Below are 14,555 nucleotides of genomic sequence, written 5' to 3' on the forward strand. Positions count from 1 at the left end.
CCGCGCGTTGTCCCTGCGTACCCCGCGTACCCGGCTGTGAGCCCCGATAGTACCGACGGACGCAAGTCCCCTCCCTTCACAGTGTGAGTCGACGTGAATCCTTCGAACCGTGTTGACTCGGTTCACAGGCTCTGGTCTTATTGAGTCATCGCTCCACGGGAACTCGGTGGGGCATCGCTCACCACCGACACGTCATGTCACGTCACACGCCACGTCATGTCCTGGAGGACACCCATGTCGTACGACACCCAGATCCCGCAGGCGCCCCAGGTGGCCGTGCGCAACGGGCTCGGCACCGCGGCCCTGATCCTCGGCATCATCGGTACGGTCTCCGGCCTCATCCCGCTCCTCTTCTGGCTGGCCGGCATCCTCGGCGTCATCGCGCTGATCCTGGGTCTGGTGGGCAGGGGCCGGGTCAAGCGCCGCGAGGCGAACAACAAGGGCGTGACGACGACCGGCGCGATCCTGGGCCTCGCGGCCCTGATCCTCTCGGTGGTCGGCGCGGTGATCACGTTCACGGCCGTCAGCGACGCCGTCGACGAGATCAACAAGGCCGTCGAGGACTCCGCCCCGAAGGACCCGTCGAGCAGCCCGGGCAAGGGCGACGCGGGCAAGAAGGACATCGCCAAGGGCCTGGCGGCCGGTGACATGGCGGCCTACGACGACCTGAAGGTCACGGTGTCCGAGGCGAAGCCGTACAAGCCCAGCGAGTTCGCCGCCGGCCACACCGAGGGCAACAAGGCGTACCAGGTGACCGTCGTCATCGAGAACAGCGGCAAGCAGAAGTTCGACGCCACGCTGGTGACGCTGACCGCCCGCGCCGGCAAGGACGGCGTGACCGCCGAGCAGGTCTTCGACGAGAAGGTCGGCACCGGCTTCAGCGGCACCATCCTGCCCGGCAAGAAGTCCACGGTCGTCTACGCCTTCGACGCCCCGAAGGACGCGAAGAACCTCTCGGTCGAGGTCAGCCCCGGCCTGGACCACGAGGCCTCCCAGTGGGAGCTGAAGGTCGGCTGACCCCGGGCCCTCCCCGCCCGCTCCCCCACCGCTCCCCTTTCGTACGCCCGTAAGCCCGTAAGCCCGTAAGCCGGTACGCCCGTACGCCGGTACGCCGGTACGCCCGTACGCCGGTACGCCGGTACGCCCCCAACCCCCGCCCCTGAACACCCCGGAGAAGGACCCACCATGTCTGCCGCCCGCCACCCCCGCACCCGCCGCACCGCCGCCCTCGTCTCCGCGCTCTGTGCCGCCGTCGCGCTCGGCGCCACCGCCTGCGGGCCCTTCTCCGACGACGCGAAGGCCTCCGGGCCGTTCGGGGACCTGACCGGACCCCAGATCGCCAACAAGGCGATAGCCGCGACGAAGAAGGCCGACTCCCTGACCCTCGACCTCGCCACGAAGACGACCGACGGGCCGATGAAGGCCTACCTGGCGATGGACACCACCGGAAAGTGCGCCGGCACCCTGACCGTCGGCACCACGGGCACGGCCGAGCTGGTCAAGGCCGACGACAAGGACGTCTACCTCCGCTTCGACGAGGCCTTCCTGCGGGCGCAGGCGGAGGGTGAGCCGGCCGAGGTCCAGGAGGCGGTCCTCAAGGAGCTCAAGGGCCGCTGGGTGAAGACCCCGGTGACGGACCCGGAGGCCAAGGACAACCTCGAACTCTGCGACCTGAAGGCGCTCCTCGGTGACTTCGAGGAGGGGATCAACTTCGCGGCCAAGGGCAAGGAGACCACCGTCGGCGGCAAGAAGGCGCTGACGCTCACCGAGAAGTCCGGCGGCGAGACGACGACCCTCTACGTGGCGACGGAGGGCGAGCCGGTCATCCTCAAGGTCGTCGCCGAGGGCGGCGAGGAGCCGGGGACGATGACGTTCACCGACTACGGCAAGCCCGTCCAGGCGAAGGTGCCGGCGGCCAAGGATGTCGTCGACGAGAAGAAGCTCGGCTGACGCCCGAGGGGCCGAGCACGCGGTACGCGGAAGAAGGGTGTGAGGGCCGCCGCAGGGGAGCGGCCCTCACACCCTTCTCGTACGAAAGCCGTGTTCACACGCGGTGGCGGACCCATATGTTCGGCTCGACGTAGACCGCGTAGCCGCGCGAGGCCTCGCAGTGCACCGGTACGAGCGCGCCCGCGACCTCCACCGGGCCGTCCGTGTCGAAGGGCAGCCCGGTCCAGGCGCGCCACTGCTCCACGGAGGCCGCGACGGTCATCGAGGCCGGGCAGACCGCCTCCACCGTGCCGCCCGCCCGGACGTGGACGCGCAGCCACGGGTCCTGGGGCAGGCCGTCGGACTCCCGGGTACGGAAGGCGTACTCGTGGATGGAGGACGCGGCCTCCAGGTGCTTGCCGTTCGGGCGGACCGGGGCGACGACCTCGGAGAAGCCGAGGCGGCGGGCGTTGTCCCGCATCGCGCCCAGCATCCGCCCCGAGAGCCCCTGCCCGAGCGCGCTCGTGTCGACCGTGACCTCGATCGCGCTCACGGTGTCGGGCACGCGCCCGTGCCGCAGGTCGGAGAACGCCCACATCAGGACCTGGTCCCAGCCGGTGGCCGGCAGCTCGCCGCGGCCCTCGGCCCGGAGCTGGAAGGGGACGCTGAGCGCGCGGGCGACGAACGTGCCCTCGGCGTCGGTGGCGACGAGGACGTACTCCGGGAGTTCGGCGACGATCCGGCCGTAGTGGGACCAGCTCACCGGGTCGTTGACCGTGAACACCGGCCAGAGGTCCTTCATCGCCCACATCGCGCCCTGGAGTTCGGGGCGCTCGGCGAGGGTCGTGATCGTCAGTTCCATGGGAGCGGAGGCTAACGGCCGTTAGCGCAGGTGAGGAAACGATTTACCGCGGCTACGGGACTACTGCGGCTACGGGACCACGGCGGCCACCGGACTACGGCAGCCACCGGACTACGGCAGCCGGCGGACTACGGCAGCCGGCGGACTACGGCAGCTTCTGGTCCGGGCAGCGGCCGAGGACCTTCTTCATCGCCTCCTGCTCGCCCCGGGTGACCCAGACCCCGTACTTCTTCTTCACCGCGACCTGCGCCGCGACGTACGTACAGCGGTACCCCTTGTACGGCGGCAGCCAGGTCGCCGCGTCGCCGTCGGACTTGCGGCGGTTGGCGGACGAGTCGACGGCGAGCAGGTTGAGCGGGTCGTTGGCGAAGCGGCGCCGCTTCTCCGCGTCCCACTTCTGCGCGCCCTTCTGCCAGGCGTCGGAGAGCGCGACGACATGGTCGATGTCGACCTTGCTGCGGCCCCGGACGAAGTCGATGCGGTCCCCGGTGTACGGGTCGTGGGCGAGGACCCCGGAGGCGACCTTGCAGCGGTCGTCCTTGAAGCGGACGTCCGCGAGGTCGCGCTTGAGGATGTCGTCGCGGGTCCCGCAGCCGTTGCCGTCGACGTCGGCCCAGGCGCGCCCGAACTTCTCCCGCTCGTAGCCGGTCTTCGGCGCCCGGCCCTTCACCGTGAGCGCGTCCACGGCGACGAGCGCGGAGCCACCCGCGCCTCGGGCACCTCCGGCCGGCGGGCCGTCGGGGCTCTCGGTGCAGCCGGAGGTTATGAGGACGGTGGCCGCGAGGGCGGCGGCGAGGGCGGAGGTCCTGCGGTAGCTGGGCACCCGGGGATCCTAGCCAGAGCCCTGCGTGGTCCAGACCATTGAGCCGCTCGACGCGCGGGATCGGCAGCGGGCACGTAGCGTCGAATGAGCCGTTTATCCCCTTCTGAAGGAGTCACACACCATGGGGATCATGGACAAGCTCAAGGGCATGATGGGCCAGCACTCGGACAAGGCCAAGGAAGGCGTCGAGAAGGGCGGCGACGCCGTCGACCAGCGGACGGGTGGCAAGCACGCGGCCAAGGTCGACCAGGCCCAGCAGAAGGCGCAGGAGTACATCGACAAGCAGCGCGGGCAGGACCAGCCGCCGCCGAGCTGACCCGACGGCTTCTCCGTCCTCCGACTTCCGGCCGCGAGGTGCGCGCGACGCGCACCCCGCGGCCGCGCGCGCTTCGTGACAGAAAAAGCCAAGCCGCGGAATAAGCGGAGCTCGACTCCACTTGATCACGTGCATGACGACGATCACGCCTGACACGACAACATCCATACGCCGCACCGCCGTTGCCACCCTGACCGCCGCCGCGCTGACCGCCGCCCTGACCGCGCTCCCCCTCACCGGCACCGCCGTGGCCACGGAGCACCGGCACGGCGGAAGCCAGTGGCGCGGCGCCTGGGCCACCTCGCCGCAGGCCCCGACCGCGCCCTTCGGCGCCAACTGGTCCCAGCAGGGCTTCTCGAACCACACCGTCCGCCAGGTCGTCCGGGTCACCACCGGCGGCACCAAGGCGCGCATCGAGCTGTCCAACCGCTACGGCACGACCCCGCTGCGGATCACCGGCGCGACCGTCGCCCGTACGGACAAGGGCGCCTCCGTGAAGGCCGGTTCGGTGCGGCAGCTGTCCTTCGGCAAGGGCCGCTCGCTGACGATCCCGGCGGGCGGAACGGCGTACAGCGACGGCGTGCCGTTCACGGTGAAGGCGCTGGAGTCGGTGACCGTCACGCTCTACCTGGCCGCGCCCACCGGGCCCGCCACCTTCCACCACGTCGCCTCCGCCACCAGCTACCGCGCGGACGGCGACCACCGCTCGGACCGGTCCGGTACGGCCTTCAAGGAGACCGGCTCGTCCTGGTACTACCTCTCCGGCGTCGAGGTGACCGGCGGGCAGGCCCCGCGCCGGGACGGCATCGTGACGTTCGGCGACTCGATCACCGACGGCGTCGGCTCCGGCCTCGACGCGTACAACCGCTACCCCGACGAGCTGGCCGAGCGCTTCGCCGCCGCCGGGAAGCCGCGCTCCGTCCTCAACCACGGCATCGCCGGCAACCAGGTCACCAACGACACGACCTGGGCGGGCGAGAAGGGCATCGCGCGGTTCAAGGAGGACGTCCTGACCGAGCCGAACGTCCGGACGGTCATCCTCCTCGAAGGCATCAACGACTTCGGCGGCAGCCTCCCGAGCGACTTCGCCGCCCCCACCCCCGAGGTCTCCGTGGAGCGCCTCATCGCGGGCCACCGCGAACTGATCCGGCAGGCCCACGCCAAGGGCATCAAGGTCGTCGGCGCGACCCTGACCCCGGTCGGGGGCTCCTTCTACGACACCCCGGCCGTCGAGGCCAAGCGCGACGCGTTCAACGACTGGGTCCGCACCTCGGGCGCGTACGACGCGGTGGTCGACTTCGACCGCGCCGTCGCCGACCCGGCCGACCCGGACCGCATCCTGCCCGCGTACGACTCGGGCGACCACCTGCACCCGGGCGACGCCGGGTACAAGGCGATGGCGGAGGCGCTGGACCTCGACGCGCTGTAGGAACCCGGGGCCGGCCGGCCGCAGACCCCGGCCGGCCCCGGACCCCGCTCCCTACGACCCCAGAATCGTCGTCAGGAACTCGCCCGTCCACGCGAGCAGTTCGCGTCCGACCACCGGCTTGCCGCCGATCTTCCCGCTCGTCGGGCGCGGCACCAGGATCTGGTGGACGGCCGGCTTGATGACCGTACGGGGGTAGAGGCGCTTGAGCCGCAGCTCCTGCGACTCCCGCAACTCCACCGGCGCGAAGCGGATGTTGGGCCCCTGCAGGACGATCTCGCCGACCCCGCACGCGCGGGACAGCATCCGCAAGCCCGCGACCAGGAGCAGGTTCTCGACCGGCTCGGGCAACTTGCCGTAGCGGTCGGTGAGTTCCTCCCGTACCGCCTTGATGTCCTCCTCCGTGTTGGCGGAGGCGATCGCGCGGTACGCCTGGAGGCGCAGCCGCTCGCCGGGCGCGTAGTCGTGCGGGACGTGCGCGTCGACCGGCAGCTCGATCTTGACCTCGAGCGTCGGCTCCTCCTCGACCCCGCCCTCCAGGGAGGCGCGGTAGTCGGCGACCGCCTCGCCCACCATCCGTACGTACAGGTCGAAGCCGACGCCCGCGATGTGGCCGGACTGCTCGCCGCCGAGCAGGTTGCCCGCGCCGCGGATCTCCAGGTCCTTCATGGCCACGTACATGCCCGCGCCCATCTCGGTGTGCTGGGCGATCGTCGCGAGCCGCTCGTGCGCGGTCTCGGTCAGCGGCTTCTCCGGCGGGTAGAGGAAGTAGGCGTAACCCCGCTCGCGGCCACGGCCGACGCGGCCGCGCAGCTGGTGCAGCTGCGACAGGCCGAAGTTGTCGCCGCGCTCCACGATCAGCGTGTTGGCGTTGGAGATGTCGATGCCGGACTCGACGATCGTCGTCGACACGAGCACGTCGAACTTCTTCTCCCAGAAGTCGACCACCACCTGCTCCAGGGCGTTCTCGCTCATCTGCCCGTGTGCCGTGGCGATCCGCGCCTCCGGGACGATCTCGCGCAGGCGAGCCGCCGCCCGGTCGATGGACTCGACGCGGTTGTGGATGTAGAAGACCTGGCCCTCGCGCAGCAGTTCGCGGCGGACGGCCGCGCCGATCTGCTTCTGCTCGTACGGTCCGACGAAGGTGAGGACCGGGTGCCGCTCCTCCGGCGGGGTGGTGATCGTCGACATCTCGCGGATGCCGGTCACGGCCATTTCGAGCGTACGGGGGATGGGGGTGGCGGACATGGTGAGGACGTCGACGTTGGCGCGGAGCTTCTTCAGCTGCTCCTTGTGCTCGACGCCGAAGCGCTGCTCCTCGTCGACGATGACCAGGCCCAGGTCCTTGAACTTGGTCTCGGAGGAGAAGAGGCGGTGGGTGCCGATGACGATGTCGACGGAGCCGTCCCGCAGCCCCTCCAGCGTCGCCTTCGACTCGGTCTCCGACTGGAAGCGGGAGAGCGCGCGGGTGACGACGGGGAACTGCGAGTACCGCTCCGAGAACGTGCCGAAGTGCTGCTGCACGAGCAGCGTGGTGGGGACGAGGACGGCGACCTGCTTGCCGTCCTGGACGGCCTTGAAGGCGGCGCGGACCGCGATCTCGGTCTTGCCGTAGCCGACGTCGCCGCAGATGAGGCGGTCCATCGGGACCGTCTTCTCCATGTCCTCCTTGACCTCGGCGATCGTCGACAGCTGGTCGGGCGTCTCCACGTACGGGAAGGCGTCCTCCAGCTCGCGCTGCCAGGGGGTGTCGGGGCCGAAGGCGTGGCCGGGGGCCGCCATCCGGGCCGAGTACAGCTTGATCAGGTCGGCGGCGATCTCCTTGACGGCCTTCTTGGCGCGCGCCTTGGTCTTCGTCCAGTCCGCGCCGCCGAGCCGGTGCAGGGTCGGCGCCTCACCGCCGACGTACTTCGTGACCTGCTCAAGCTGGTCGGTGGGGATGTAGAGCCGGTCGCCGGGCTGGCCGCGCTTGGCGGGGGCGTACTCGACGAGGAGGTACTCGCGGGTGGCGCCCTGGACGGTCCGCTGGACCATCTCGACGTACCGGCCGACGCCGTGCTGCTCGTGCACGATGTAGTCGCCGACCTCCAGGGTCAGCGGGTCGATGGTCTTGCGGCGCTTGGCCGGCATCCGCTGGCCGTCCTTGCCGGCCGCCTTCTGGCCGGACAGGTCGGTCTCGGTGAGGACGGCGAGCTTGAGCGCCGGGTCGACGAAGCCGAAGTCGATGGAGCCGGTCGCCACGTGCACGACGGACGGGGAGATGTCGGCGAGGTCCGCGTCGAGGCGGGCGGCGATGCCCTCGCCGCCGAGGACCTCGACAGTGCGGGTCGCCGGGCCGTGCGCCTCGGTGACGTAGACCGTGCGCCAGCCGTCGGCCAGCCAGCCCTTGGTGTCGGCGAGCGCGCGGGCGGTGTCACCGCGGTAGGTCTCGGGGGCGTGCATGCCGAGCTTGACGGTGTCCGTTTCCAGGGTCTCGTCGGCGGCGAACGGGGAGACCGACCACCACATCATGTCGAGCTCGCGGGCCCGGTCCCGTACGTCCGCGATCCCCCAGAGGGAGGCCGCGCCGACGTCGATGGGCGCCTCGCCGCCGCCCGCGGTCGCCGCCCAGGACGCCTGGAGGAACTCCTGGCTCGTGGCCACGAGGTCGGCGGCCCGGGTGCGGACCCGCTCGGGGTCGCAGACCACGGCCATCGAGCCCTTCGGCATGACGTCGAGGAGCAGCTCCATGTCGTCGACGAGGACGGGCGCGAGGGACTCCATGCCCTCGACGGCGATCCCCTCGGCGATCTTGCCGAGCAGCTCGCCCAGCTCGGGGTGCTCCTCGGCGAGGGCGGCGGCGCGGCGCCTCACCTCGTCGGTGAGGAGCAGCTCGCGGCAGGGCGGGGCCCACAGGCCGTGCTCGGCGACCTCCAGGGAGCGCTGGTCGGCGACCTTGAAGTAACGGATCTCCTCGACGTCGTCGCCCCAGAACTCGATGCGGAGCGGGTGCTCCTCGGTGGGCGGGAAGACGTCCAGGATGCCGCCGCGCACGGCGAACTCGCCGCGCTTCTCGACGAGCTCGACGCGGGAGTACGCGGCGGCCGCGAGGCCCTCGACGATCTCGTTCAGATCGACGCTCTGCCCGCTGCGCAGGGCCACCGGCTCCAGGTCGCCGAGGCCCTTGACCTGCGGCTGGAGCACGGAGCGTACGGGGGCGACGACGACGGAGACGGGGCCTGCGGCCGGGTCGTCGGCGGAGGGGTGGGTGAGGCGGCGGAGCACGGCGAGGCGGCGGCCGACGGTGTCGGAGCGGGGCGAGAGCCGCTCGTGCGGGAGGGTCTCCCAGGACGGGTACTCGGCGACCGTGTCGGGGTCGAGGAGGCTGCGCAGCGCGGCGGCCAGGTCCTCCGCCTCCCGCCCGGTCGCGGTGACGGCGAGCACGGTCCGCCCGGCGTCCCGCGCGAGCGCGGCCACGGCGAAGGGCCGGGCGGCGGGCGGGCCGACCAGGTCCACGTGCGTGCGGCGGCCGTCGGACGCGGCCTTGACCGCTTCGGCGAGGGCGCCGTCCTTGACGACGACATCGAGCAGACCGTGCAGGCTCATGGAGCTTTCCATCCCGGGTTCGACTGCGGCAGAGGGCAACGCGAACAGCCCGACACGTCGCACGGGCCGGGTGGTCCCGGCACGCGGAGCGGCCGGGGGCTCCCCCAGCGTACGACGTGGGCGGCTCGCGGGCGCGAGGGACTGACCGTCACTCGCCTGGGTGAGGGCAACCCGGTCACCAGGTGGAGGACGCCCTCCGGGACAGGCTTACGGCCCCGGTGGAAACCCACCGGGGCCGTCCGTACCCCCGTACCGCCGCCCGTCCGCGTACCGCGCTACTCGCTCGCGATCGCGTTCAGGACGTTCATCCGGCCCGCGCGGAACGCCGGGACCAGGGCCGCGAAGAGGCCCACGAAGGCCGAGGCGACGAAGACCGTCAGGATCGTCGGCCAGGGGATCTCCAGGACGCCCAGGCCCTCCAGGGCCAGGAGCTTCTGGGCCGAGGTACCCCAGCCCATGCCCAGGGCCAGGCCCAGCAGGGCGCCGAAGAGCGCGATGACCACCGACTCCAGGCGGATCATGCGGCGCAGCTGGCGGCGCGAGAGGCCGATCGCCCGCATCAGGCCGATCTCCCGGGTCCGCTCCACCACCGAAAGCGCCAGCGTGTTCACCACACCGAGCACCGCGACGATGATCGCGAGCGCCAGCAGGCCGTACACGATGTTGAGCAGCTGGCCGACCTGGTCCTTCAGGTCCTGCTTGTAGTCGGCCTGGTTCTGCACCTTGTACTGCGGATACGCCGCCAGCGCGTCCTTCAGCGCCGTGTACGCCTCCGTCTCCTTGCCGTCCTGCGCCGTCGCGAACATGATCATGCTCTGGGGTATCTTCTCGGCCGGCACGTACCGCGCCGCCGTCGTGATGTTGGTGTACATCACGCCCTTGTCGACGTTGTTCTCGTCCGAGGTGATCGCCGCGATCTTCAGCTTCGCGCGCTCGCCGCCCTTGAACGCGACGGTCAGCTCGTCGCCGACCTTCACGCCGTGCTCGGTCGCGTAGTCGCTGCCCACCGACATCGCGTTCGCGCCGTACGCGGCGGTCAGCTCACCGGCCGTCGTGTCGCGCCGCAGGTCCTTCGCGTACGACGGATCGGCGGCGACGACACCCTTCTCCACCGTCTTGCCCGCCGGGTCGGTGACCGTCGCCTCGACCCACTTGTACTCCGTCACGTGGTCCAGGCCCGGCGTCTTCTCAAGGGCCGCCTGCGCCTGCGGCACGATCGGCTGCCCGTTCGCGGACTGCACGATGAAGTCCGCGCCCACCGAGCGGTCCAGTTCGTCGGTGGCCGAGGCCACCATCGACGAGCCCACCACCGACAGGCACGCCACAAGCGCGAGCCCGATCATCAGGGCGGCGCCTGTCGCTCCCGTACGGCGCGGGTTGCGCAGCGCGTTCCGCTCGGCCATCCGCCCCACCGGGCCGAAGACCCGCAGGACGACGGCGCCCAGGACCCGCACGACCCCGCCGGCGAGCAGCGGCCCGACGACGATGAAGCCGACGAGGGAGAGCACGACACCGACACCGAGCCAGAGCGAGCCGGGACCGGCCTCCTCCGCGCGCGTCGCCGCCCACAGGGCGGCCGCGCCGCCCAGCGTGAGGAGCAGGCCGAGCCCGCCCCTGACCCGCCCGGCCCGGCCGTCGGCCGGGGTGCCCGCGTCGCGCAGGGCGGCCATCGGGGAGACCTTGCCGGCCCGGCGGGCCGGGATGTACGCGGCGAGGACGGTGACGACCACGCCGAGGACGAGACCGACGGCGGGGGTCGTCCACTTCACGGTCAGGTCCTCGGTGGACAGCTCCATGCCCATCGCGGACATCAGCTCCATCAGACCGACCGCGACCCCGACGCCCGCCGCGACGCCCGTGATCGAGCCGACCACACCGAGGAGCAGCGCCTCGACGAGCACGGAGCGGTTGATCTGGCTGCGGCTGGAACCGATGGCCCGCATCAGGCCGATCTCGCGGGTGCGCTGGGCGACCAGCATGGAGAAGGTGTTGACGATGAGGAAGATGCCGACGAGCAGGGCGATCCCGGCGAAGCCGAGCATCGCGTACTTCATCGGGGTGAGGAAGCCCTCGACGTCCTTGCGCCCCTCGTCGGCGGACTCCGCCTGCGTCAGCAGCTTGTACTCACCGCCCGCCGTGGCGGCGATGTTCTTCTTCAGCTGCTCGTGGCTGACGCCGGACGCGGCCGTCACCTCGATGTTCGTGAACGCGTCGCTCTTGCCGAGGAGGTGGCGCTGCGCGGTGGCGGTGTCGAAGTAGACGACGGTGGCACCGGGGTTGGTGACCTTGAAGTCCGCGATGCCGGAGATACGGGTGGTGAAGTCACCGGTCACCGCGATCGTGCGCAGCTCGTCGCCGATCTTCAGCTTGTGCTTCTCGGCCGTACCGGCGTCCAGGAGCGCCTCGGTCGGCCCGCGCGGGGCGTGACCGGAGGTGATCTCCATGGAACTCAGTTCCCTGGGGCTCCAGTTGACGGCGATGGTCGGGGCGCCGCTGGAGGAGCCGAGGTTGTTGTTCTTCGCGTCGGCGACGGTCACGCTCATCGAGATGACCTTGCCCTCGGCGGACTTGACGCCCTCCACCGCGGCGACCTTGCCGACGGCCGAGGCCGGCAGCGTCTCGGGGCGGCCGGACTGCGGGATCTCGTCGTCGGTCGCCGCGTTCTTCGGGCTGACGGTCACATCGGCGGCGGTCGCCGAGAAGAGCTTGTCGAACGTGGTGTTCATGGTGTCCGTGAAGACGAGCGTGCCGCTCACGAACGCCACGGAGAGCAGGACGGCGACTGCGGAGAGCGCCATGCGGCCCTTGTGCGCGAGGAAGTTGCGCAGGGAGGTCTTGAGGACGGTCATGACGTGCGCCCCCGGGCGTCGAAGTCCTTCATCCGGTCGAGGACGGCCTCGGCGGTGGGTCGGTGCATCTCGTCCACGATCCGGCCGTCCGCGAGGTAGAGGACCCGGTCGGCGTGGCTGGCGGCCACGGGGTCGTGGGTGACCATCACGATGGTCTGGCCCAGCTCGTCCACCGACTGCCGCAGGAAGCCGAGGACTTCGGCCCCGGCGCGGGAGTCGAGGTTGCCGGTCGGCTCGTCCCCGAAGATGATCTCGGGGCGCGCGGCGAGCGCGCGGGCGACGGCGACGCGCTGCTGCTGGCCGCCGGAGAGCTGCGTGGGCCGGTGCTTGAGCCGGTCGGCGAGCCCGACGGTGGAGACGACCCGGTCGAGCCAGGCCTGGTCCGCCTTCCGCCCGGCGATGTCCATGGGCAGGGTGATGTTCTCAAGGGCGTTGAGCGTCGGCAGCAGGTTGAACGCCTGGAAGATGAAGCCGATCCGGTCCCGGCGCAGCTGGGTGAGCCGCTTGTCCTTCAGGCCGGTGATCTCGGTCTCGTCCAGGTAGATCTGGCCGCTGGTGACGGTGTCGAGCCCGGCGAGGCAGTGCATCAGGGTCGACTTGCCGGAGCCCGAAGGGCCCATGATCGCGGTGAACCGCCCGCGGGCGATGTCCACGTCCACATGGTCGAGGGCGACGACTCGCGTCTCACCGGCACCGTACGCCTTGACGACCTGCCGCGCCCGCGCGGCGACGGCCGTACGCCCTGCGGTGTCCCCGAGTTGGGGGATGGTCACAGCCGAAGTCACGGTATGTCTCCTATGTCTGGACGGGTGCCTGGCGGTCGCCCGGGCTGAAGTGGTGAGGGTGGATCCGGCTCGCGTGTCCGAGTCCGTGTCCGAGTCTGTGAGAAGCGGGGCGATGAATCACTGGTGCCTGTCGCACTCTTCGCCCTGGGGTTATCCGTAAGACCAAGGTAAGGACGGGCGCGCCCGTCCTCCTCCTCCGCCGGAACGAACCGCCCCTGGCCTCTAGGGGGGAGAGACCCCTAGGGGTTCTCCACCCACGGTTCGAGTGGGAGGCTGGTGCGACGGATTTAGATGTACGACCCATCGGATGGAGGGCCGGGTGTCACGCACGACCACGCGGCAGACCGCGGCACCGACGACGACCCCGCGCGGGCGCGGCCCGGTCGTCGCGGCGCTGATGCTGGGGATGGCGCTGGCCGCGCTCGACGGCACCGTCGTCTCGACCGCCGTCCCGCAGATCGTCGGTGACCTCGGCGGCCTCTCCGTCTTCTCCTGGCTCTTCTCCGGCTACCTGCTCGCCGTCACGGTCACCCTGCCGGTGTACGGAAAGCTCTGCGACACCTTCGGCCGCAAGCCGGTCCTGATCGCCGGAACGATCCTCTTCCTCATCGGCTCCCTCCTGTGCGCGGCCGCCTGGAACATGGGCTCGCTGATCGCCTTCCGCGTCGTCCAGGGCCTCGGCGGCGGCGCGCTCCAGGGCACGATCCAGACCATCGCGGCGGACCTCTACCCGCTGAAGGAGCGCCCGAAGATCCAGGCGAAGCTCTCCTCGGTCTGGGCGACGGCCTCGATCGCGGGCCCGGCGGCGGGCGGCCTCCTCGCCGGGTACGCGGACTGGCGCTGGATCTTCCTGATCAACCTGCCGGTGGGCCTGGTGGCGCTGTGGCTGATCGCCCGGTACTTGGTGGAACCGGACCGGGCGGGCGCCGGGGCAGCGGACGGCGGGGCGGCAGACGGCGGGGCGGCAGACGGCGGGGCGGCAGACGGCGGGGCGGCGGGCGGCGGCGAGGGCTCGCCCCCGAAGCGCCGGAAGGTGTCCGTCGACTGGGCCGGCGCGCTCGCCATCTTCGCGACCGGAACCCTCCTGCTCACCGCCCTCGTCCAGGGCGGCGTCGCCTGGCCCTGGCTCTCCACGCCCTCCCTCGGCCTCTTCGCGGGCGCGCTCGCCCTCGCCGGAGTGACCGTCCTCGTGGAGCGCCGCGCCGCCGAACCGATCATCCCCGGCTGGATCTGGCGCCGCCGCACGATCTCCGCCGTCAACCTGGCCCTCGGCGCGCTCGGCCTGCTGATGGTCGCCCCGACCGTCTTCCTGCCCACCTACGCCCAGGCCGTCCTCGGCCTCGGCCCGATAGCCGCCGGCTTCGTCCTCTCCGCGATGACGCTCAGCTGGCCCATCTCGGCCGCCTTCTCCAACCGGGTCTACAACCGCATCGGCTTCCGCCTCACCGCGGTCATCGGCATCACCCTCGCCCTGCTCGTCCTGCTCGCCTTCCCCTTCCTGCCCTTCCCCGGGGAACCCTGGCAGCCGGCCCTGCTGATGTTCCTGCTCGGCGGCGCGCTCGGCCTCTTCCAACTCCCGCTCATCGTCGGGGTCCAGTCGACCGTCCCCTACGAGGAGCGCGGCACGACGACCGCGTCCGTCCTCTTCTGCCGCCAGGTCGGCCAGAGCGTGGGCGCCGCCCTCTTCGGCGCGATCGCCAACGGCGTCCTCGCCTCCCGCCTCGGCGCCGACGCCGACCTGGACAGCCTCGCCTACGCCCTCGACCACGCCGACGACGCCCTCCGCCGCGCGGTCGACGCGGCCGTCGACTACGTCTACCTGGGTGCGGCGGGGGCGGCGGCCCTGGCCCTCCTGGTCCTGCTCACCCTCGCGCCACGCCGGTTCCCGGTCCTGAAGGAGGAGGACTAGGGCCTGTCCGGCCTGAGTACGTGCCCGCCCGGAGATGAGCAGTCGCGCCCATGCCCGGACGGCGCCCCGGC

10 protein-coding genes are annotated in these 14,555 nt (G+C 71.3%); 5 read left to right on the forward strand and 5 right to left on the reverse strand.

The features are described from left to right. Positions 1–234: 234 nt before the first annotated feature. A complete protein-coding gene (locus ACFWRO_RS25875) occupies positions 235–1,017 on the forward strand; it encodes a DUF4190 domain-containing protein (RefSeq protein ID WP_384513716.1) in 783 nt (260 codons plus the stop codon). A gap of 168 nt (positions 1,018–1,185) precedes the next feature. Beyond that, positions 1,186–1,950: a hypothetical protein gene (locus ACFWRO_RS25880; RefSeq protein ID WP_384513718.1), complete on the forward strand. Its 765-nt coding sequence runs from the start codon at positions 1,186–1,188 to the stop codon at positions 1,948–1,950. Positions 1,951–2,044: 94 nt separating this feature from the next. Here the strand turns inward: ACFWRO_RS25880 and ACFWRO_RS25885 are convergent, their stop codons facing one another. Further along, on the reverse strand, positions 2,045–2,791 hold the full coding sequence (locus ACFWRO_RS25885; protein ID WP_384513720.1) for an N-acetyltransferase: 747 nt from the start codon (positions 2,789–2,791) through the stop codon (positions 2,045–2,047). Between the two features lie 145 nt (positions 2,792–2,936). Next, positions 2,937–3,614 (reverse strand): HNH endonuclease family protein, encoded by a 678-nt coding sequence (locus ACFWRO_RS25890; protein ID WP_384513721.1) that lies wholly within the window; start codon positions 3,612–3,614, stop codon positions 2,937–2,939. A gap of 121 nt (positions 3,615–3,735) precedes the next feature. Here ACFWRO_RS25890 and ACFWRO_RS25895 point away from each other — a divergent pair, with 121 nt between their 5' ends. Both ACFWRO_RS25895 and ACFWRO_RS25900 read left to right on the forward strand, forming a co-directional pair. Further along, positions 3,736–3,930, forward strand: coding sequence for an antitoxin (locus tag ACFWRO_RS25895; RefSeq protein ID WP_384513723.1), 195 nt, complete (start codon positions 3,736–3,738; stop codon positions 3,928–3,930). 133 nt (positions 3,931–4,063) lie between these two features. After that, on the forward strand, positions 4,064–5,359 hold the full coding sequence (locus tag ACFWRO_RS25900) for an SGNH/GDSL hydrolase family protein (protein WP_384513725.1): 1,296 nt from the start codon (positions 4,064–4,066) through the stop codon (positions 5,357–5,359). Between the two features lie 51 nt (positions 5,360–5,410). Here ACFWRO_RS25900 and mfd read toward each other — a convergent pair whose 3' ends face one another. The 3 genes from mfd to ACFWRO_RS25915 form a co-directional block, all read right to left on the reverse strand. Next, positions 5,411–8,941 carry a transcription-repair coupling factor gene (gene mfd / locus ACFWRO_RS25905; RefSeq protein ID WP_384513726.1) on the reverse strand — a complete coding sequence of 1,177 codons (3,531 nt, stop codon included), beginning with the start codon at positions 8,939–8,941 and terminating at the stop codon, positions 5,411–5,413. Between the two features lie 275 nt (positions 8,942–9,216). After that, a complete protein-coding gene (locus ACFWRO_RS25910) occupies positions 9,217–11,790 on the reverse strand; it encodes an ABC transporter permease (RefSeq protein ID WP_384513728.1) in 2,574 nt (857 codons plus the stop codon). Next, complete coding sequence (locus tag ACFWRO_RS25915) at positions 11,787–12,575, reverse strand: ABC transporter ATP-binding protein (protein WP_384513730.1); 789 nt, start codon at positions 12,573–12,575, stop codon at positions 11,787–11,789. Before ACFWRO_RS25915 ends, ACFWRO_RS25910 begins: the two co-directional genes overlap by 4 nt. 307 nt (positions 12,576–12,882) lie before the next feature. On the opposite strand from ACFWRO_RS25915, the gene ACFWRO_RS25920 reads away from it, so the two are divergent. Next, on the forward strand, positions 12,883–14,484 hold the full coding sequence (locus tag ACFWRO_RS25920; protein WP_384513732.1) for an MFS transporter: 1,602 nt from the start codon (positions 12,883–12,885) through the stop codon (positions 14,482–14,484). Positions 14,485–14,555 lie beyond the last annotated feature (71 nt).

It is taken from the genome of Streptomyces sp. NPDC058579 (genome assembly GCF_042718575.1).
GTDB lineage: Bacteria > Actinomycetota > Actinomycetes > Streptomycetales > Streptomycetaceae > Streptomyces.

Excerpts from the sequence above, each read along its gene's own strand:
- ACFWRO_RS25875 (WP_384513716.1), top strand. The coding sequence starts at position 235 with ATGTCGTACGACACCCAGATCCCGCAGGCGCCCCAGGTGGCCGTGCGC.
- ACFWRO_RS25880 (WP_384513718.1), top strand. The coding sequence starts at position 1,186 with ATGTCTGCCGCCCGCCACCCCCGCACCCGCCGCACCGCCGCCCTCGTC.
- ACFWRO_RS25885 (WP_384513720.1), bottom strand. The coding sequence starts at position 2,791 with ATGGAACTGACGATCACGACCCTCGCCGAGCGCCCCGAACTCCAGGGC.
- ACFWRO_RS25895 (WP_384513723.1), top strand. The coding sequence starts at position 3,736 with ATGGGGATCATGGACAAGCTCAAGGGCATGATGGGCCAGCACTCGGAC.
- ACFWRO_RS25900 (WP_384513725.1), top strand. The coding sequence starts at position 4,064 with ATGACGACGATCACGCCTGACACGACAACATCCATACGCCGCACCGCC.
- mfd (WP_384513726.1), bottom strand. The coding sequence starts at position 8,941 with ATGAGCCTGCACGGTCTGCTCGATGTCGTCGTCAAGGACGGCGCCCTC.
- ACFWRO_RS25910 (WP_384513728.1), bottom strand. The coding sequence starts at position 11,790 with ATGACCGTCCTCAAGACCTCCCTGCGCAACTTCCTCGCGCACAAGGGC.
- ACFWRO_RS25920 (WP_384513732.1), top strand. The coding sequence starts at position 12,883 with ATGGAGGGCCGGGTGTCACGCACGACCACGCGGCAGACCGCGGCACCG.